5 protein-coding genes are annotated in these 22,457 nt (G+C 69.7%); all 5 read left to right on the top strand.

What is annotated here, in order from left to right:
* Positions 1 to 16 precede the first annotated feature (16 nt).
* Genes LWC34_RS12260 through LWC34_RS12240 form a run of 5 tightly spaced genes read left to right on the top strand, consistent with a single transcriptional unit; the run spans position 17 to position 22,455 of the window.
* Complete coding sequence (locus LWC34_RS12260; protein WP_233725172.1) at positions 17 to 223, top strand: MbtH family protein; 207 nt, start codon at positions 17 to 19, stop codon at positions 221 to 223.
* Positions 224 to 226: 3 nt separating this feature from the next.
* A complete protein-coding gene (locus LWC34_RS12255; RefSeq protein WP_233725171.1) occupies positions 227 to 7,522 on the top strand; it encodes a non-ribosomal peptide synthetase in 7,296 nt (2,431 codons plus the stop codon).
* On the top strand, positions 7,519 to 11,832 hold the full coding sequence (locus LWC34_RS12250) for a non-ribosomal peptide synthetase (RefSeq protein ID WP_233725170.1): 4,314 nt from the start codon (positions 7,519 to 7,521) through the stop codon (positions 11,830 to 11,832). The genes LWC34_RS12255 and LWC34_RS12250 overlap by 4 nt, the downstream gene beginning before the upstream one ends.
* Entirely contained in the window at positions 11,825 to 19,087 is a 7,263-nt protein-coding gene (locus tag LWC34_RS12245) for a non-ribosomal peptide synthetase (protein ID WP_233725169.1), read from the top strand. The genes LWC34_RS12250 and LWC34_RS12245 overlap by 8 nt, the downstream gene beginning before the upstream one ends.
* Complete coding sequence (locus tag LWC34_RS12240; protein ID WP_372496470.1) at positions 19,081 to 22,455, top strand: non-ribosomal peptide synthetase; 3,375 nt, start codon at positions 19,081 to 19,083, stop codon at positions 22,453 to 22,455. Before LWC34_RS12245 ends, LWC34_RS12240 begins: the two co-directional genes overlap by 7 nt.
* Positions 22,456 to 22,457: the final 2 nt, after the last annotated feature.

Here is a 22,457-nt window from a genome sequence, read left to right as displayed (position 1 = left end):
ACCCTGGAGGCTTGCTGTGCCGAACCCTTTCGACGACGACAACGGGCGTTTCCACGTGCTCGTCAACGACGAGGGTCAGTTCTCGCTCTGGCCGACGTTCGCGGAGGTCCCTCAGGGCTGGCGAACGGTGTTCGGCGAGGACACTCGCGAGGCCTGCCTCGCGTACATCGAGGCGAACTGGACGGACATGCGTCCGTTGAGCCTCGTCCGCGGCGAGCGCTGAAGCGTGGCCTCGAACGTCGAGGACGTCCAGCCGCTGACGCCGCTCCAGCAGGGCATGGTGTTTCACGCTCTGCTTGGCGAGGGCGTCGACGTCTACACCATGCAAACGGTGCTCCACCTGTCCGGCGATGTGGCCGTCGACCGGCTGCGCACGGCCGCCGATCAGCTGATGCGGCGCCACACGACGCTGCGAGCCTCGTTTCGCACGCAGTCCTCCGGCCAGTTCGTGCAGGTCGTGTACCGGTCTGTCGACCTGCCGTGGCGCGAGGTCGACTGCGCGGACCCCGAGGCGTTGCAGCGCCTGCTGGAATCGGACCGCACGGCGTCGTTCGACCTCGGCAGGCCACCGCTGGTCCGCTTCACGCTGGCGCGCACCGCGACCGGTCCTGTGCTGATCATCTCGGCGCACCACCTGCTGTGGGACGGCTGGTCAGCCCCGGTTCTCGTGCGCGAACTGCTGACGCTGTACTCCGGCGACGCGTTGCCGCCCGTGCGGCCGTTCCGCGACTACCTGAGCTGGCTGTCCAAACAGGACACTGAAGCCGCTTCGCGCGCGTGGGCCGACGCGCTCTCCGGGCTGGACGGCCCGACGCTCGTCGCCGCCGAGGGTGCGCCATCCGGCTTACCTTCCTTTGTCGACACCACCCTGCCCGCGTCGACGACGGCCGCGCTCACCCGCACCGCCCGTGACCGCGGCCTCACCGTGAACTCCGTCGTGCAAGCGGCGTGGGCTCTTGTGCTGGGCGAGCAGACCGGCCGCGAGGACGTCGTCTTCGGCGCCACCGTCTCCGGCCGCCACCCCGACGTGGCCGGCGTCGAGTCGATCGTCGGCATGCTGATCAACACCGTGCCGGCCCGCATCCGCTTGTCCCCCACCGAAACGCTCGCCGAGCTGGCCACGCGCGTGCAGGCCGAGCAGGCCGCCCTGCTCGACCACCAGCACCTCGGTCTCGCCGACGTGCAGCAGGCCGCCGGCCGGCCGACGCTGTTCGACACGCTCCTGGCCTTCGAGAGCTACCCCGGTACCGACTTCGAGGACTCGCTGGTCACCGCGATCGAGTCCCGGGACGCCACCCACTACCCGCTGGCTCTGCTGGTCGTCCCGGGCGAGTCGCTGTCGCTGCGCTTCGCCCACGACCCGGCCCGCTTCACCGCCGTCGATCGCGTCGCCGCGCGCCTTCTGGACGTGCTTGAACGGTTCGCCGCCACGCCGGACCTGCCCGTCGCCCGCCTGGAACCGCTCTCCCCCGCTGAGTTCCACGCCGTGGTCGAGGTGCCGAACGCGACCGCGCATCCCGTGCCCGACACGACGCTTGTGGAGCTGTTCTCCGCGCAGGCCGGCCGTACTCCGGACGCCACCGCCGTGGTCTACGAGGACTCGTCGCTGACCTACCGCGAGTTCGACGCCCGAGTCGACGAACTGGCAGGCCAACTCGCCGCTCGCGGTGTCCGTCCCGGCTCGATCGTCGGCGTGCACCTGGACCGCTCGCTGGAACTGATCATCGCGCTGCACGCCGTTCAGCGTGCCGGTGCCGCCTACCTGCCGTTGGACCCGTCGTATCCGGCCGACCGCCTCGCGATGATGATCGAGGACGCCCAGCCGGTCGTGGTGCTGGAACCCGGTCTGCTCGACGGACCCACCGCTCCCGTGCGGCGCCCCACGCCGGGCGATGCGGCGTACGTGATCTTCACGTCCGGCTCCACTGGGCGTCCCAAGGGTGTCGTGGTGTCGCAGCGGGCGATCGTGAACCACCTGTTGTGGATGCAGGATGAGTACCGGCTCACCGCCGACGACCGCGTACTGCAGAAGACGCCATCGTCGTTCGACATCTCGGTGTGGGAGTTCTTCTGGCCGCTCATCACCGGCGCCACGCTCGTGGTGGCGAAGCCCGAGGGCCACAAGGATCCGGCCTACCTCGCCGACCTGATCGACCGCTCGGGCATCACAACGATCCACTTCGTCCCGTCGATGTTCCGTGCGTTCGTCGAGTCCGGCGCCCGGCCGTCATCGCTCAAACGCATCATCCTCGTCGGAGAAGCACTGCCCTCCGACCTGGGTGCCGCTCTTCCTCACGTCCACAACCTTTACGGGCCAACAGAAGCGACTCTCCAGATCACCTACTGGCCCGCGTCAGCCGGCGTCGGAAACGGCACCGTGCCGATCGGCGTGCCGTGCTGGAACAGTCAGGTTTACGTACTGGACGGGTACCTGCGGCCAGTGCCGGAAGGCGTGGCGGGTGAGCTGTACCTGGGCGGCATCCAACTCGCCGACGGGTACCTCAACCGACCAGGCCTCACCGCGTCGCGGTTCGTCGCCAATCCTTTCACCGCGGGACGACGGCTTTACCGCACTGGTGACGTGGTGCGCTGGAACGGCGTGGCGCTGGAGTACCTCGGTCGGTCCGACGACCAGGTCAAGATCCGCGGCATCCGGGTGGAGCTCGGCGAGATCGAGGCCGCCCTGATGGCGTTGCCGGGGGTGCGTGCGGCAGCGGCTCATGTGTTCACCGAACGCCAGCAACTGATCGGTTACGTGGTCGGCGACGGACTCGATCTCACGGCGGCACGGCGGGCGCTGCGGGACCAGCTGCCCGAGCAGCTGGTGCCGTCGACGATCATCGTGCTCGCCGAGATGCCGTTGACGCCCAACGGCAAGCTCAACCGCAAGGCACTGCCGTTGCCCGAGGTCACGCAGGCCGCCGGGGAGGCGGCCCGTGATCCGCGCGAGCAGGTGCTGGCCGGGCTGTTCGCCGACGTGCTCGGCGTCGAGCGGGTCGGCCGGGACGACGACTTCTTCGCGCTGGGCGGGCATTCGCTGCTCGCGACCAAACTGGTCAGCCGGATCCGCCGCACGCTGAACGTCGACCTGCGGATCCGTGCGGTGTTCGACGCGCCCACGGTCGCTCGGCTGGCGCGGTCGCTGGACGGTGGTGCCCGGCGGCCCGAGCTGGTGGCGCGAGAACGTCCAGCGGTCGTGCCGATGTCCGCGGCGCAACGGAGTCTGTGGTTCCTGTATCGGCTGGAAGGGCCGGACGCCACATACAACGTCCCGTTCGCGGCTCGGCTGACCGGACGGCTCGATGTCGATGCCTTGGACGCCGCAATCGCTGACGTGGTAGCTCGGCACGAGTCGCTGCGGACGCTGCTGTCCGACGAAGGCCAGCACGTGCAGGACGCACCTCTCGTCAAGATGGTTCGGCGCTCCGGGCTCGACGAGGGGCTCGACGACGCGGAGTTCGTAGCGGCGGCGACGAACCGGCCGTTCCGGCTCGACCAGGAAATCCCCTTCCGCGCCGAACTGCTGGCCGTCGGCCCCGCGGAACACGTCCTCACCCTGGTCGTGCACCACTCCGCGGCCGACGAGTGGTCGGCCCGTCCGCTGTTCCGCGATCTGGCCACGGCCTACGCAGCGCGACGGCAAGGCGAGGCTCCACAGTGGACGCCCCTCCCGGTCCAGTACGCCGACTTCGCGCTCTGGCAACAAGAACTCCCCACCGACGACGAGCGCGCGTACTGGACAAGCAAGCTGGCAGGCCTCCCCGAGGTGATCGCACTCCCAGCCGACCGCGCACGCCCGCGCGAGGCGACCCGCGACGCGGGCAGCGTCACCATCGAGTTCCCTGACGGTCTCGCCGGGCAAATCCGTGCGCTGGGCCGCAAGCTCGGCGTCACCGAGCTGATGATCGGCCAGGCCGCCACCGCCGTCCTGCTCGCGGCGATGGGTGCGGGCGAGGACGTCCCGCTGGGCACGCCGGTCGCTGGCCGCACCGACGCCGCCGTCGACGACGTGGTCGGGTACTTCGTCAATACGCTCGTGCTGCGTACCGACGTGTCCGGCAACCCGACGTTCCGCGAGCTGCTGGCACAGGTACGCGACGCCGACCTCGACGCGTTCTCGCACCAAGACCTGCCGTTCGAGCAGGTCGTCGATGCGCTCAACCCGCCGCGGTCGCCGGGCCTTCACCCGCTTTTCCAGGTCATGGTGTCGCGTCGGGACGACGGCGCGACCGACCTCGCGCTGGCGGACCTCGCGGTCGAGCAGATCGTCACCGAGGTCACTGGGGCGAAGTTCGACCTGGCGTTCCACTTCGGCGACGACGACTGCCTGATCACCTACTCCGCCGACCGGTTCGATAAGTCCACCGTGGACTCGCTGGCGCGCAGGCTCGTCCAGGTGCTGACGACTCTCGTCACCGAGCCGGAGCAGCGGATCAATACCGTCGATCTGCTCGACGACGCCGAGCGTGCGGTGCTCGACGGCTTCAATGACACCGCGGAAGAACGGCTGGCGACCACCCTCACCGCGATGGTCGAGGAGCAGGTGGCCCGCACTCCGCAGGCCGTCGCGGTCGAGTTCCACGAGCGGTCGCTGACCTACGCCGAACTCAACGCCAAGGCCAACCACCTGGCCCGCCGGCTCCAGGAGGCGGGCGTCGGGCCGGAGCGCACGGTCGGCATGCACTGGGAACGATCGCTCGAGCTCGTCGTCGGGCTGCTCGCCGTCGAAAAGGCCGGTGGCGCGTTCGTGCCACTCGAACCCTCGTGGCCACGGCAGCGAATCGCCGAAGTGGCCGACAGCGCCAGGTTCACCGCGGTGCTGAGCGGGCCGGAGCACGACGAACCGGTGCGCGACCTGAACATCCCGGTGCTGCACGTCGATCTGGCCAGCGAAAACGCGGAGAACCTCGGCGTCCACATCGAGCCCGAGAGTCTCGCGTACGTGATCTACACGTCCGGGTCGACCGGCCGGCCCAAAGGCGCGATGATCAGGCACCGGGCCATCACGCACCGGCTGCTGTGGCAGCGGGAACTGCTCGGCTTCGGGCCGGGTGACGGCGGGCTGTTCAAAGCGCCGCTCGGGTTCGACATCTCGATCAACGAGGTGTTCCTGCCGCTGACCACCGGCGCCAAGCTCGTCATCGCCGAGCCCGGCGGCGAGCGCGACATCGATTACCTGGCCGAAATCATCGAGCGGCACGGCGTCACGTACACCTATCTGCCGTCGTCGATCCTCGACCTGCTAGTCAGCCTGCCGGACTTCGAGCGGCGCGGACGGTCGCTCAAGCACGTCTGGTGCGGTGGCGAGGTGCTCACGCCGGAGCTGTTCGCCAGGTTCCGCGCGCTCAGCGACGCGGTGATGTACCACGGCTACGGGCCGGCCGAGGCGACGATCGGCGTCAGCCACATCGTGTACCGCGAGCCGAGCGCGATGCGCGGTGCGGTGTCGATCGGCCACCCGAACGGCAATACGCAGCTGCATGTGCTCGACACGAACCTGCGGCGGGTGCCCGTCGGTGTGCCCGGTGAGCTGTACGCGGGTGGCGTCTACTTGGGACGCGGCTACATCAACGACCCGGGCCGCACGGCAGCGGCGTTCGTCGCCGATCCGTTCGGGCCGCCCGGTTCCCGCCTGTACCGCACCGGCGACCTGGCACGCTGGTGCCCGGACGGCACGCTGGAGTTCCTCGGCCGCGCCGACAACCAGATCAAGATCCGCGGCATGCGGGTCGAACTGGAGGAGATCGAGGCTGTCCTGGAACAGCACGAGGACGTGCGCCGGGCGGTGGTTTTGCTGCGCGACAAGCGTCTCGTCGGCTACCACATCGGGTCCGAAGTGGACGATCTGGGCGACTGGCTGCGGACCCGGCTACCGGATCACATGGTGCCGCAACGGTTCGTGTTCCTCGACGAGTTCCCGTTGCTGCCGTCGGGCAAGGTCAACCGCAAGGCGCTGCCGGAACCTCCCGCGGAGCAGACCGGTGGCCGGGACGCGGAGACAGCGGCCGAGAAGCTGCTGTGCGGGCTGATGGCCGAGGTGCTGAAGCTCGATCGGGTCAGCCCGGACGACAACTTCTTCACCCTCGGTGGCGACAGCATCCTGTCCATTCAGTTCGTGACCCGGGCCCGGTCGGCCGGGCTGCGGATCTCGCCGCGCCAGGTCTTCGAGTTCCAGAACGCCGCCGCGCTGGCCCGTGTGGTCGGCGAACCGCCTGCCGCGTATGACGAGGAGCGTGCGCGCGGTGTGGGTGACGTGCCACTGACGCCGATCATCCGTTGGTGGACGACATCCGGCGACGAGAAGATGGCTCAGTCCGCGCTGCTGCGCGTGCCTCCTGCCGACGGTCCAGAGCCGTTCGCCGAGGCCGTGAGCGCTTTGCTGGAGCACCACGACATGCTGCGCGCCCGGTTCGCTGACGGGGTGCTCACCGTGCCGGCCGCCACGCCGGACGGCGTGTTCACCCACGTTCAGGTCGACGGCGAGCTGGAACCGTTGGTACGCCGGGAGTTCGAGCGCGTTTCGGCCGAGTTGGATCCCGCAGCGGGCACGCTCGTGCGGGCCGTGTGGTTCGACCTCGGGCCGTCGACGCCGGGCCGGTTGCTCCTCGCTGTCCACCATCTCGCGGTGGACAGCGTGTCGTGGCGGGTGCTGGCGGGCGACCTGGAGCAGGCGTTCACGGCTCGGGTGGCGGGCAACGCGGTCAAGCTCGACCCGGTGCCGACGTCGTTCCGTTGGTGGGCCAGGAACCTGCCCACTCCCCCGGACTCCGAGGCGCAGTGGTGGCGGCAGCAAGCCTTCACTGTCACCGAACCGGTGCGTCCCGGTCCGACCGCGGGCTGGCGCACCGTCGAGATCGGCGGCGACCTGGCAGGCGCGCTTCTGCGCGAGGTACCCGGTGCGTTCCGCGCAGGTGTGCAGGACGTGCTGCTGGCCGCGCTCGCGACCGCGCTGGGCAAGGCCGAAACCGTTGCGCTGGAAGGCCACGGCCGCGAGGAACATCTCGTACCCGGCGCCGACCTGAGCCACACGGTCGGCTGGTTCACCACGGTCTACCCGGTCACGCTGGCACCGGCCGGCACGCCTGGCGAGACTCTCAAGCAGGTCAAGGAAAAGCTGCGGGCGGTGCCGAACAACGGCATCGGCTACGGACTGCTCAACGGCGCGGCCGATCCCGCGATCGGCTTCAACTACCTGGGCCGCTTCGACATCCCGGACGGCTATTGGGTGCCCGCTGCCGAGCGGCTGCCGCGATCACGGATCCAGCACCGGCCACTGGAGATCGACATCGTCACGGAGGACCGGGCCGAGGGGCCGGTCCTCAAGGCGACCTGGTCGTGGACCGGTGCACACACTCAGTCCGAAGTGGACAGTATCGCCCAGGCCTGGCTGGCGGCGCTGGAGACGCTCGTGGAGCAGGCGCGCGGGGGTCAGGTGTCCGCGCTGACGCCGTCGGACGTGCCGCTGGTGTCGTTGCCGCAGAACCAGCTGGACAAGATCGCAGCGAAATGGCGGAAGAAGTGAGCGACCCCATCGAGGACGTGCTGCCGCTGTCTCCGTTGCAGCAAGGCATGTTGTTCCACGCGCTGTACGACGAGTCGGCCGACGACGTCTACACCGCGCAGTTCGTGCTCGGCCTCAGCGGCGACATCGAGGCCGATCGGCTGCACAAGGCGGCGCAGGCGTTGCTCGACCGGCACGCCAACCTCCGGGTCGCGCTGGTGCACGAGGACGTGGACGAGCCCGTCCAGGTCGTCCTGCGCGACGTCGAGCTGCCATGGGCCGAGCACGAGTTCACGGCCGCCGAGTTCGCCGAGTTCCTCGAGCGCGACCGGACCGCCAGGTTCATTCTGGACGAGCCGCCGTTGCTGCGGATGACCCTGGTGAAGCTGGGCGAGCGGGACTTCCGCCTGGTGATCAGCAATCACCACGTGCTGCTCGACGGCTGGTCACTGCCGCTGCTGGTACGGGAGCTGCTGGAGCTGTATCAGGGCGTCACGCCGCCCGCGCCGCGGCCGTACCGCGACTACCTGGCGTGGCTCGCCGCACAGGACCGGGACACCTCTGTCGCCGCGTGGCTCGACGCGATCGGCGACGTCGAGGGCCCGACGCTGCTCGCCCCGTCGGCGCCGAAGGTCCCTGTCCGGCCGGGCAAGGTGCGGCTGGAGCTGTCCGAAGAGCTGACCGCACGAATCTACGCGCGTGCCCGTAAGCACGGCCTGACCATCAACACCGTCGTGCAGGGTCTGTGGGGGTTGTTGCTCGCGCTGGCGACCAACCGTAAGGACGTCGTGTTCGGCGCGACGGTGTCCGGCCGACCGGCCGACCTTCCCGGTGCCGACAGCATGATCGGTCTGTTCATCAACACCGTGCCGGTGCGCGTTCGTACTCGGGGCACCGTGCTCGACGTGCTGCGGTCCGTGCAGGACGAGCAGGGTGCGTTGATGGAGCATCAGCACATCGGTCTGACCGAGGTGCAGCGGGCTGTGGGGCAGGGCGACCTGTTCGACACGCTCGTGGTGTTCGAGAGCTACCCGGTCGACACCGACGCCGTCGCCGAACGGGAACGCGCCGCGGGCATCGCGATCAGCCAGGTCGAGGTCGACGACTCCACGCACTACCCGCTCACCCTCGCTGTCGGCGCCGAGCAACGGCTCACCGTCGTCTTCGAGTACCGGCCGGGCGTGTTCGACGAGACGTGGGCGCACACGCTCGCCGACCGGTTCCGGCGTGCCGCCGAGGTGTTCGCCGACGAGCCCGGCATCGACGTGCGGCACGTGGAGTTGTTGAGCGACAACGAGATCGCCGAGCTTCGCCAGTGGGGCACGGGCAAGGTGCTCGGCACCGCGGGCATAACGCTCGCGCAGGTGCTGGCCGAGCAGGCACGCCGCACGCCGGACGCGGTCGCGATCGTCGCGGGCGAGCGCAGGCTGACGTTCGGTCAGTGGAACGAGCACGCGAACCAGGTGGCCCGCAAGCTGATCGAGGCGGGCGCCGGGCCGGAGAAGATCGTCGCGCTGCTCCTGCCGCCCGGTCCGGACGTGCTGGTGGCGCTCGCGGCGGCGTTCAAAGCCGGCGCGGCGTACCTGCCGCTCGACCCGGAGTGGCCAGCCGAGCGCATCGACTTCATGGTGCGTGACGCCGATCCGGCGGTCGTGCTGACCAGCCTGCCCGACGTCACCGGCGTGCCGGGCCACGACCTGGAGCCGATGGCCCGGCCGGAGCACCCCGCGTACGTGATCTACACGTCCGGGTCCACCGGTACGCCCAAGGCGGTCGTGGTGCCACACCGGTCGATCGCGAACCTGCTGGTCAGCCATCGCACCGACCTGTTCGATCCGGCACGGGAACGCGTCGGCCGCCCGCTGCGGGTCGCGCACGCGTGGCCGATGGCGTTCGACGCCTCCTGGCAGCCGATGCTGTGGATGTTCGCCGGGCACGAGCTGCACTTGGTGCCCGCCGACACCCGGCGCGACGCTGACCTGCTGCGGAAGTTCCTGGCGGACAACGAGATCGAGTTCGTCGAGCTGTCCCCGTCGCTGCTGGCACAGGTCGCGTCCGAGCCGGGCTGGCGTGGTGCGTTGAAGGTGCTCGGTGTCGGCGGCGAGGCGGTGCCGTTGCCGTTGTGGCGTTCGCTGCGCGCGGAGTCGGACCTCGCGATCTACAACCTTTACGGCCCAACGGAATGCACCGTCGACTCGGCGGCGTGCGACTTCGACCGCACCGAGAACCCGTGCATCGGCTCGCCGGTAGGCAACGCGCACGCCTACGTGCTCGACCGCGACCTGCGGCCGTGCCCGCCCGGGGTGGAGGGCGAGCTGTACATCGCGGGCGCGGGCCTGGCCCGCGGCTACCTCAAGCGCCCTGGCACGACCGCCGAGCGGTTCGTCGCCGACCCGTTCGGCGCGCCCGGCGCCCGCATGTACCGCACCGGTGACGTGGCCCGGTGGAACGGCGAGGGCCTGATCGAGCTACTCGGCCGCGTGGACGACCAGGTGAAGATCCGCGGGTTCCGCATCGAACCCGGTGAGATCGAGGCCGTGCTGCTGCGCGACGAACGCGTCCAGCGGGCCGTGGTCATCGCCCGCGAGGACGTGCCGGGTGTGAAGCGGCTCGTGGCATACGTCGTGGCGCGCGGCACCGAGGGGCTGCGCGAGCACGTCGCCGCGGCGCTGCCCGAGCACATGGTGCCCGCGGCGATCGTGCGCGTCGACTCGTTCCCGTTGACCCGCAACGACAAGCTCGACGTGAAGGCGCTGCCCGCGCCGGACTGGACGGCGACGACGTCCCGACCGTCCGCCACCGAGCGGGAACGGCGGATCGCGGAGCTGTTCGCCGAGGTGCTGGGCCTGCCGTCGGTCGGCGCCGACGACAGTTTCTTCGCCATGGGCGGCGATTCCATCGTGTCGATGCGGCTGGTGAGCAAGGCACGTGGGGCCGGGCTGTCGTTCAGCCCGCGTGACGTGTTCGAGCAACGGACTGTGGCCGCGCTGGCCGCCGTCACCCGTGAATCTGTCCACTCCGGACAGTCGGATGGCATCGGGCAAGTGCCGTTGACGCCGATGCTGCACTGGCTGGTCGACAACCCTCCGTACGACCGGCTCAGCCAGGCCCGCCTGCTCTGCACCCCCGCCGAGCTGACCGAGCCGCGGCTGGTGGACCTGGTGCGGGCGTTGCTCGACCGGCACGACGTGCTGCGGGCCCGGTTCGGCGGCACCTTCACCGTGCCGCCGCGCGGTACGGTGCATCCTTCGGTACGCCGGATCGACGCGACCTTGTTGTCCTATCAGGACATCGCGGAGCTGCTGCCGTCGGTGATGGACCAAGAGCTGGCCGAACTGCGGCCCGCGACCGGCGACATGGCGCGGTTCGTGTGGTTCGACACCGGCGACCGTCCGGGCCGGCTGCTCGTGCTGCTGCACCACCTCGTCGTCGACGGCGCTTCGTGGGGTGTGCTGGTGCCCGAGTTGGCCGAGCTGTGGGACGGCCGCGAGCTGCCGCCGGTCGGCACGTCGTTCCGCGAGTGGGCTACCGGCCTACAGGAGGCCGCACGGGCGAAGACGCCGGAACTGGCGCTGTGGCGGGAAATGCTCGCCGGCCCGGATCCGTTGCTCGGCACACGCAGGCTCGACCCGGCGGTGGACACCCGCGCCACGATGCTCGCCACACGCACGTTCCTCGACGAGCAGACCACCGAGGCGTTGCTGACGAGAGTGCCCGCGCGACACGAAGTCACCGTCGACGACGTCCTGCTATCCGGCCTGGCGCACGCGGTTTCCCACTGGCGGGACACGTCCGACACCGGTCTGCTGCTGGCATTGGAAGGCCACGGACGTGAGGAACAGGTCGTGCCCGGCGCCGACCTGTCCGGCACGGTCGGCTGGTTCACCAGCGTCTACCCGGTCCGTGTCGATCCGGGCGATCTCGCCTCGGAGGTCCACAAAGGACTGCGACGGGTCAGCGAGCAGCTCGCGGTGCCGGACAAGGGCATCGGCCACGGCCTGCTGCGCTACCTCAACCCGGACACGGCCGCCGAGCTGGCCCGGCTGCCCGAACCGCAGCTGGAGTTCAACTACCTCGGCCGGCTGACCATCGGCGAACGCGACGGCCAGCCGTGGACCGGTGCGCCAGAGGTGGGCGCGATGGGTGGCGGGGTCGACGACGACGCACCCGCCCCGTACTGCCTGGTGCTCAACGTGTTGGTGCGCGGGTCGGTCCTGGAGGCCGACTGGCAGTGGCCGGCCGCGCTGTTCACCGAAGACCGCATCCGCGAGTTGTCGCGTGCGTGGTTCGCCGCGTTGACGCTGATCGCGAAGGAGACCCCTGGTGAGTGACCTTGCCGCCCGCAAGCGCGAGCTGCTGCGCCGCAGGCTGGCCGAGGCCGGTCTCGCGAACACGGCACAGATCCCCAAGCGCGACAGCGACGACGACCTGCCGCTGTCGTACGCCCAGTCGCGCATGTGGTTCCTGCAGCAAATCGCCCCGAACAGCCCCGCGTACAACGTGTGCCTCGCGATCGACCTGCGCGGCCCGCTCGACACGGCGGCGCTGCACCGGTCGTTCCAGCGACTGGTGGAACGGCACGAGATCCTGCGCACCCGCTACACCGAGGGCGACGACGGCGAACCCCGCCAGGTGGTGGACAAGTTCGCCGTGGTGACCATGCCGGAGTCCGACCTGCGCGGGCTGGCCGCGCAGGAACGGGACCGCGCGGTCGCGCGGATCGCCCGGGAGGAGTCCGGGTACGTCTTCGACCTGCGGCGCGACCACCCGTTGCGGCTGCGGCTGTTGCGGCGCGGCGAGGACGACAACGTGCTCGTCCTGACTGTGCACCACATCGCATGGGACGGCTTCACGTTCAACACGCTCTCCCGCGACCTCTCGGCGCTGTACCGGGAGGACACGACGGGCCGCCCGGCCGAGCTCGGCCCGCTGCCCATCCAGTACGCGGACTTCGCGGTGTGGCAACGCAAAACACTCGATTCCAAACTGGACCGTGAGATCGAGTACTGGCGGCGCACGCTGGACCCGATGCCGGAGAACCTGCCGCTGCCAACAGATCTGCCCAGGCCCGCGTCGCGGTCGGACCGGGGTGACCGGCGGTTGCGCACGTTCGACCCCAGCGTCACGGAACTGGTCGGCGAGTTCGCGCAGACCCGTGGCGTCACACCGTTCATGGTGGTGTTCGCGGCCTACGCGGCCCTGCTCGGCCGGTACACCGGCGCGACCGACGTGCCGATCGGCTCGGCGTCGATGAACCGCGACGCGGGCGAGGTCGAGAAGCTGATCGGCAACTTCGGCAACACCCTCGTACTGCGCGCGGACCTGACCGGCGACCCGACGTTCGCTGAGCTGGTGCAACGCGTGCAGAAGGTGTGCACCGCGGGCTACGCACACCAGGACCTGCCGTTCGACCTGCTTGTCGAACGCCTGCGCCCGCCGCGGGTGCCCGGTCGTTCCGTGTTGTTCGACGTGATGCTGCTGTTCCTGGTGCAGGGCCTGCAGGGTTTCGACCTGCCTGGTGTGCGGGCCAGCTGGGAGACCGTGCACAACGACACGACCCAGTTCGACTTGGCGCTGGAGGCGTTCGTCACCGGTGGGCAGATGCGCGTGGAGGCCACGTTCTCCACCGAGCTGTTCGCGCCCGCGACCATCGACAGGTTCCTGGCACACCTCGAAAGCCTGCTCACCACCGCACTCGCCGACCCGTCAGCCCGGCTGAGCGACTTGGACTTCCTCTCCGCTGACGAACTGTCGCAGGCGTTCGGCGCGGCGGCCGAAGTTCCGGACTCGACACTGGTCGAGCTGTTCTCGCAGCAGGTCGCGCGAACTCCGGACGCCACGGCCGTGGTGTTCGAGGGATCTTCGCTGACCTACGCCGAACTGGACGCACGGGTGGACGAACTCGCGGGCCAACTCGCCGCCCGCGGTGTCCGTCCCGGCTCGATCGTCGGCGTGCGGCTGGACCGTTCACTGGAACTCATCATCGCCTTGTACGCCATCCAACGGGCCGGTGCGGCCTACTTGCCGTTGGACCCGTCCTACCCGCCCGACCGGCTGGCCATGATGATCGAGGACGCCCAGCCTGTCGTGGTGCTCGAACCAGGGCTGTTGGACGGACCGACCGCTGCCGTGCAACCGCCCACTCCCGGCGACGCCGCCTACGTGATCTACACGTCTGGCTCCACCGGCCGCCCCAAAGGCGTGGTCGTCTCCCACCGGGCCATCGTGAACCGGTTGTTGTGGATGCAGGACGAATACCGGCTCACCGCCGATGACCGGGTATTGCACAAGACACCATCGTCATTCGACGTCTCAGTCTGGGAATTCTTCTGGCCACTCATCACCGGCGCCACCCTCGTCGTGGCCAAGCCGGAAGGCCACAAAGACCCGGCATACCTGGCCGATTTGATCGACCACAAGCGGGTCACGACCGTCCACTTCGTACCCTCAATGCTCCGCGCCTTCGTCGAATCCGGCGCCCGACCCGAATCACTCACACGCGGCATCTGCAGCGGTGAAGCACTCCCGTCCGACCTCGGGCACGCGCTGCCCCACGTCCACAACCTTTACGGCCCAACCGAAGCAGCCGTCGACGTCACCCACTGGCCCGCGGCCGCGGGCGTGGGCACCGGCACCGTGCCCATCGGCAAACCCGTCTGGAACACCCAGGTCTACGTGCTCGACCGGTTCCTGAAGCCGGTCGCACCGGGTGTCGCGGGCGAACTGTATCTCGGCGGCGTGCAACTGGCTGAGGGTTACTTGAACCGGCCGGGCCTCACCGCCGCACGATTCGTGGCCAACCCTTTCGCTGCGGGACAACGGCTCTACCGCACTGGCGACCTGGTCAAGTGGACCGGCAACGCGCTGGAATACCTCGGCCGCACCGACGACCAAGTCAAAATCCGCGGCTTCCGCGTCGAACTGGGCGAGGTCGAGGCTGCGCTGACGGCGTTGCCCGAGGTCGTCAGCGCGGGTGTGGTCGCTCGCCAGGAACGCCAGCAGCTCGTCGGCTACGTTGTGCTGCGCGACGGCGCGGACAGTACGACGATCCGGTCCCGGCTGGCCGCCGCGATGCCCGAGCACCTGGTGCCGTCGGTGATTGTCGAGATCGACGAGCTTCCGTTGTCCCCCAGCGGAAAACTCGACCGCAAGGCGCTGCCCGCACCCGAACTGACCACGGTGTCGGTGCAACCGGCCACGCCCCGGGAAGAGGCGGTGGCCACGCTCTTCGCCGAGTTGCTCGGGGTCGAGCGAGTCGGCAGGCACGACGACTTCTTCGCGCTGGGCGGGCATTCACTGCTTGCCACGCGGCTCGTCGGCCGGGTTCGTGCCGACCTGGACGCGGAGATCGCGATCGGTGAGGTCTTCGAGGCGCCCACGGTCGCGGGCCTGGCGGCGCTGCTTGACGACGGCAGGCGCAAGCGGCCCGCCCTCACCCCGATGCCGCGGCCCCGGCGGATCCCGTTGTCGTCGGCGCAGCAGCGGCTGTGGTTCCTGTACCGGCTGGAGGGGCCGAGCGCGACCTACAACGTGCCGTTCGCGGTACGGATCGACGGTCCGCTGAACACCGATGCGCTCGGGCTCGCGCTCGCCGACGTGGTACGGCGGCACGAGGTGCTGCGCACGATCTACCCCGAGTTCGAAGGCAAGCCGTACCAGCAGGTGCTCAACGTCCTACCGCGACTGAAGTTCGGTACGGGCGCGCCACGCGACGCGGCGGCACGGGCTTTCGAACTCGACCGTGAACCGCCGTTCGAGGCCACACTCTACCGAGTTAGCGACGACGCGCACGTGCTTTCGCTGCTGGCACACCACATCGCGAGCGACGGCTGGTCGGCCGAGCGCCTCGTCGCGGACTTGACCACCGCGTACCACGAACGGTCGCGCGGCCGCACGCCCGCGTGGACGCCGCTGCCCGTGCAGTACGCGGATTACGCGCTGTGGCAACGCGATCTGCTCGGCAACGACACGGACCCGAACAGTCTCGCGGCCGGCCAGCTCGCGTACTGGACGCAGCAGCTCGCCGACCTGCCGGAGGAAATCAGCCTTCCCGCGGACCGGCCGCGTCCCGTTGAGGCGACGTACGCGGGTGACGCCGTCGCGTTCCACATCGACCCGCAGACCCATCGCGCCCTGGCGAACGTCGCTCAGCAGTGCGGCGGCACGGTGTTCATGGCCGTGCAGGCGGCGGTCGCGGCACTGCTCGGCATGGTCGGCGCGGGCGACGACATCCCGCTCGGCGTGCCGGTGGCGGGCCGGACGGACACCACGCTCGACGGTCTCGTCGGGTTCTTCGTGAACAACTTGGTGCTGCGCACGGACATCAGCGGCGACCCCACGTTCCAGCAGGTGCTGGAACGGGTGCGGCACACCGACTTGGCCGCGTACGCGCACCAGGACCTGCCGTTCGAACGGCTCGTGGAGGCACTCAACCCGGCGCGGCAGTTCGGCAGGCACCCGTTGTTCCAGGTGATGCTCGCGTTCCAGCGAGCGTCCGGCGGACCTGTCCCGTTCGGTGCCGCCTCGCTGCGCGAGGAACACGTCGACTTCTACGCCGCGCGGCTCGACCTGTCGTTCCACCTGTTCGAGCACGCCGACGGCGGCGGGCTCGACGGCTGGCTCGTCTACAGCGAGGACCGGTTCGACAGGTCCACTGCGGACGATTTGGTGGCACGTTTCGTACAGCTGGTCGACCAGCTCGTGGCCAGCCCGGACCGGCCGCTGTCGCGGGCCTCCGTGCTCACGTCCGGCGAGTGGGAGGCGCTGCTGCGCCGCGGCACCGACCACGAGATTCCGGACACCACCTTGGTGGAGCTGTTCGCAGAGCAGGTTGCCCGCACTCCGCACGCCACTGCGGTGGTATTCGAGGGATCTTCGCTGACGTACCGCGAGTTCGACGCCCGAGTCAGCGAGTTGGCGGGCCACCTCGCTGCCCGCGGTGTTCGTCCCGGCTCGATCGTGGGTGTGCGGCTGGACCGCTCACTCGACCTGATCATCGCCCTGTACGCCGTTCAGCGCGCGGGCGCGGCCTACTTGCCGTTGGACCCGTCCTACCCGGCCGACCGGCTCGCGATGATGATCGAGGACGCGCAGCCTGTCGTCGTGCTGGAACCCGGCCTGCTCGACGGACCCACCGCTCCCGTGCACCCGCCCACTCCCGGTGACGCCGCCTACGTGATCTACACGTCTGGCTCTACCGGGCGTCCCAAGGGTGTCGTGGTGTCGCATAGGGCGATCGTGAACCGGTTGTTGTGGATGCAGGACGAATACCGGCTCACCGCCGATGACCGGGTCCTGCACAAGACACCATCATCGTTCGACGTCTCGGTGTGGGAGTTCTTCTGGCCACTGATCACCGGCGCGACTCTGGTGGTCGCGAAACGCGATGGCCACAAGGATCCCGCTTACCTGGCCGAGCTCATCGAGCGGGAGAACGTCACGACTGTCCACTTCGTACCCTCCATGCTCCGCGCGTTCATCGAATCCGGTGCCCGACCGGAAACACTCGAACGCGTCATCTGCAGCGGCGAAGCACTACCGTCCGACCTCGGCCAGGCACTGCCGAACATCCACAACCTTTACGGCCCAACCGAAGCGGCCGTCGACGTCACCTACTGGGCCGCCGCGCGAGGCATCGGCAACACCACCGTGCCCATCGGCAAACCCGTCTGGAACACCCAGGTCTACGTACTCGACCACCACCTACGCCTGGTCCCACCCGGCGTGCCCGGCGAGCTCTACCTCGGCGGCGTACAGCTGGCCGACGGATACCTCAATCGACCAGGCCTCACCGCCACACGCTTCGTCGCCAACCCTTTCACCGCAGGACAACGGCTCTACCGCACCGGCGACGTGGTGCGCTGGAACGGCGCGGCACTGGAATACCTCGGCCGCACCGACGACCAAGTCAAAATCCGCGGCTTCCGCATCGAGCTCGGCGAGATCGAGGCGGCGGCCGCGAAGGTCGACGGTGTACGGCAAGCCGCCGTGGTGGTGCGGGACGATCGGCTCGTCGCGTACATCGTCGGCGCCGCGACGCCGGACGCGATCCGCGCCGAGCTCGCCCGCGAACTGCCCGGCCACATGGTCCCGGCCGCGCTGGTACCGCTGCCCGAGCTGCCACTCACGCCGAGCGGCAAGCTCGACCGCAAGGCGTTGCCCGCGCCGGACTTCGCCGCGCTCACCGGGGACGCCAAGCCCGCCGACGAGCGGGAAGCCGTGCTGTGCGAGCTGTTCGCCGCGGTGCTCGGACTGCCCGAGGTCGGCGCACAGGACAGCTTCTTCACCCTCGGCGGCGACAGCATCCTGTCCGTCCAGCTGGTCAGCCGCGCCCGCAAGGAAGGTGTGGTGATCACGCCGAGGCAGGTGTTCGAGCACCGCACTCCGGCAGCGCTGGCCACGCTGATCTCGGCACCCGCACTCGCGATCGAGGACGAGCCGGTGGGCCGGGTGGAGCCAACGCCGATCATGCGCTGGACCCGCGGCGGTCTCGCACAGGCGATGCTGTTGGTCGCGCCGGACGGCCTGACGCACGACAAGCTGGTGCGGACCGTGCGGGCCGTGCTGGACCGGCACGACGTGCTGCGTTCCCGTTGGGACGGAACGACTCTGGAGGTGCCGGCGGACTCGTTCGACGCGGCCGAGGTCGTCCGCCGCGCCGAGAGCGACATGGACACCGAGCTGGCCGCGGCCCGCGAACGTCTCACCGCCGACCGGATGATCCAGGTCGTGTGGTTCGACGACCGCGTGCTGATCGTCGCCGACCACCTGGTGGTCGACGGTGTCTCGTGGCGGATCCTGATGGACGACCTCGCCGAGGCGTGGGCGGGACGTGAGCTCATGCGCACCGGCACGTCGTTCCGGCGCTGGTCGCAGGTACTCGCCGAGCAGCAGCGCGGCGGCGAAACCGGCATGTGGCGGGATGTTCTCGACGGCGCGGACCCCGTGCTGTCGCTGGGCGGCGAGCAGCTCGTTACCGAGTTCACCGTTCCACTGCCCGACACCAAGGGCGTGCGGGAGCTGCTGTTGGCGGCGCTCACGCGGGCGTTGGAGACATGGCGCGGCCGCAGCGGTGACGTCGTGGTGGCGGTCGAGGGCCACGGCCGGGAGGAGCAGATCTCGCCCGGCGCCGACCTGTCCGCCACGGTCGGCTGGTTCACGACAATCCACCCGGTGCGGCTGCGGCCGGGCATCCGGTTGCGCGACATCACCGAGCAACTGGACGCGCTGCCCGACCACGGGCTCGGCTACGGCCTGGTCCGGCCGTTCGCGGGGCTGCGTGAACCCACGATCGTCGTCAACTACCACGGCCGGTTGCCCGAGAGTTCAGGCGCACCTTGGACGGTCGCACCGGAGGCACCGGCGCTGCGGGTGCCTCCGAAGACACCGCACTGGGCGTTGGAGATCAACGCCGTCGCCGTCGGCGACACGTTGCGGGTGGCGGTGACGGGACCGGACGAACCCGGGCTGGTCGGCAAGTTCCGCACGGAACTGGCGGGCAGCGCACCGACGGCGATCGAGACGTCCTTTGTAGACGTTTCGGCGGCAGACATGGACGAATTCGAAGTGGAGCTGGGCACGTGGTGAGTCAGCAACCGACAGCGGCGCAACTCCTGCGCGATGTCACCGACCTGTTGGGACCGGAGGCCGCCGGGTTGTCGGACGACGACAGCCTGATCGAGTGGGGCCTCGACTCCATCCAGCTCATGCAGGTGGCGAACCAGTGGCGGCGCAACGGCGTGAAGGTGCCGTTCGCGCTGCTGGCGAAGAACCCGACGCTCGCGGGTTGGCGCAAGATCCTCGCCGACGCCGGTGTGGCGCCGGAGCCGGCGGTGACGGTCGAGGTCGACGAGAGCGCGCCGTTCCCGCTTGCGCTGATGCAGCACGCGTACTGGATCGGCCGCGACGAGGAGGCCACTCTCGGCTCGGTCGCCGCTCACCTCTACGTCGAGTTCGACGGGCCCGACCTGGATCCGGTGCGTCTCGCGACGGCGGTGCGCAAGCTCGTCGCCCGGCACGGCATGCTGCGCGCGGAGTTCAGTGACAACGGCCAGCAACGCATCCTGCCCGACCGCCGCCAGGACCCGCTGACCGTGCACGACTTGCGCTCGTTCGATGAAGACGTTGTCGCGCAACGGCTCGACGAGCTGCGGGACGCCTTGTCGCACGCGCGCATGGACGTGGCGAACGGTGAGGTCTTCCAGGTGGCGCTGAGCCGTCTGCCCGGTGGCACGGCGCGGCTGCACGTCGACGTCGACATGCTGGCCGCGGACGCGCTGAGCTACCGCGTGCTGCTCGCCGACCTGGCGCGGTTCTACGACGAGCCCGAGTACGTGCCCGCGCCGATCAACTACAGCTACCCGCGCTACCTCGCCGAGCGCGAGCTGAGCCGTAAGGCCGAGCAGGAGGCCGCGCGGGAATGGTGGCAGAACAGGGTTTCCGAGCTGCCGACCGCGCCGGACCTGCCGCTGGTGCCCGAGTCCGAGCGCGCGGACGCCTCCCGGGTGACCCGGCGCCACCACTGGCTCACGCCCGACCATCGCAAGCGCCTCGCCGCCCGCGCGCACGAGCACGGCCTCACGCCGGCGATGGTGGTGGCGGCCGCGTTCGCCGAGACACTGTCGGCATGGAGCGCGCAGCCGCGGTTCCTGATGAACCTGCCCATGTTCGACCGGCAGAGCGACCACCCCGACGTGGACAAGCTCGTCGGCGACTTCACCAGCTCCGTGCTGCTGGAGGTCGACCTGAGCGAGGAAGCGTCGTTCGTGACGCACGCGCGGGCGTTGCAGGCGCGGATGCACGAGGACGCGGCACACGCCGCCTACTCGGGTGTCGAGGTGTTGCGTGACCTGTCGCGCCACCACGGCGAGCAGGTGCTGGCGCCGATCGTGTTCACCAGCGCGCTGAACCTCGGCGAACTGTTCGACGCCCGGGTCCGCCGCTGCTTCGGCGAGGCGGTGTGGATCGTCTCGCAGGGCCCGCAGGTGCTGCTGGACGCGCAGGTCACCGAGGTCAACGAGGGACTGCTGATCAACTGGGACGTGCGCGAGCACGCCTTCGCGGACGGCGTGATCGATGCGATGTTCGCGGCGTTCCGCGACCTCGTCACGAATCTCGGGCAGCGCGACGACGTGTGGGAGCGTCCGGCCGGGGGCGCGCTGCCCTCCTCTCAGCTGCAGGTCCGCGCTTCCGCCAACGCCACCGAGGGCCCGCGCAGCGGGAAGCTGCTGCACGACGGGTTTTTCGCGCGGGCTCAGGAGACGCCGGACGCGCCCGCGTTGCTGTGGGGCCGTGATGGCGTGCTGACGTACGGCGAGCTGGCCGACAAGGCGCTGCGCATTGCGGGATCGTTGGCGGCCAAGGGAGTCAAGCCCGGCGACCTCGTCGGGGTGAGCCAGCGCAAGGGCCCGGAGCAGGTCGCCACCGCCATCGGTGTGCTGGCGGCGGGCGCCGGGTATGTGCCGATCGGCGTCGACCAGCCGCCGGCGCGGGCCGAGCGGATCCAGCGCATCGCGGGCGTCGAGCACGTGCTGACGTCGTGGGATTCGACGGCCGAGCCGCTGGCTTCGCCGGTGCCCGTGCCTGCGGAGAACATCGCGTACGTGCTGTTCACGTCGGGCTCCACGGGTGAGCCGAAGGGTGTCGAGGTGCCGCACCGGGCCGCGATGAACACCATCGACGACCTGAACGAGCGCTTCGGCATCGGCCCGGCCGACCGCTGCCTGGCCGTGTCGGCACTGGAGTTCGACCTGTCCGTCTACGACGTGTTCGGTCTGCTTTCCGTTGGCGGCGCGGTCGTTCTGGTCGAGGAGGACGACCGCAAGGAGGCCCGCCAGTGGGTTGAGCTGGCCGCTACGCGCGCCGCTACGCTGGTGAACTGCGTGCCAGCGTTGCTCGACATGCTGCTCGTGACCGCGCGGCCCGGTGAGCTCGCCGGTCTGCGCACGGTGCTGCTGGGCGGCGACTGGGTGGGCACCGACCTGCCCGGCCGGGTGTTCGAGCAGTCGCCCTCCTGCCGGTTCGCCGGCCTCGGCGGCACCACCGAGACGGCGATCCACTCGACCGTGTGCGAGGTTCGGGAGGTGGCGCCGTCGTGGCGTTCGGTTCCCTACGGCACGCCGCTGCGCAACGTCGCGTGCCGGGTCGTGGACGTGCGCGGCCGTGACTGCCCGGACTGGGTCACCGGCGAGCTGTGGATCGGTGGCGACGGCGTGGCCCACGGCTACCGCGCTGATCCGGAGCGCACTGCGGACAGGTTCGTTACGTATGAGGGACGTCGCTGGTATCGCACGGGTGACCTGGCGCGGTACTGGCCGGACGGCACGCTGGAGTTCCTGGGCCGCCGTGACCACCAGGTGAAGGTGCGTGGCATGCGGATCGAACTGGGTGAGGTCGAGGCGGCGCTGGCCGAGTTCCCCGGAGTCCGGCGTGGCGTGGCGGGCGTGGCAGGCACGCAGCTCGTCGCCGCCGTCTCCGGCGAGGTGGACGGTGAGAAGGTCCGCGAGTTCGTGCGCACCCTGCTGCCGCCGCACATGGTCCCGACGCGAGTGGTCGTGCTGGACGCGATGCCGTTGACTGCCAACGGAAAGGTCGACCGCAAGGTGGTGGCCGCGCACTGGGCGGCCGAGACGGACACCTACGTCGCCCCGGTTTCCGCGCTGGAGCAGGTGCTGGCGAAGATCTGGGCCGAGGTGCTCGGCGTCGAACGGGTTGGGCTCGACGACGCGTTCTTCGCACTGGGCGGTGACTCGGTACTGGCGACGATGATCGTCGGCCGGCTGCGGGAGGCGCTGGACACGTCCGAAGTGACGGTGCGGACGCTGTTCGCGACGCTGAGCGTGGGCGCGATGGCGGCCCGAATGCAGGCCGACGAGTCGGTGCCCGGACGCCTTGGCCAGGTCGCGGAGATCTACCTGGAGGTCGACGCGATGACCGAGGAAGAGCTCGGCCTCTAGAA

This window comes from Kibdelosporangium philippinense, from assembly GCF_021390435.2.
In the GTDB taxonomy this organism is placed as follows: domain Bacteria; phylum Actinomycetota; class Actinomycetes; order Mycobacteriales; family Pseudonocardiaceae; genus Kibdelosporangium; species Kibdelosporangium philippinense.
Note: the sequence above shows the minus strand (reverse complement) of the source record. Positions and strands in the feature narration are given on the sequence as shown.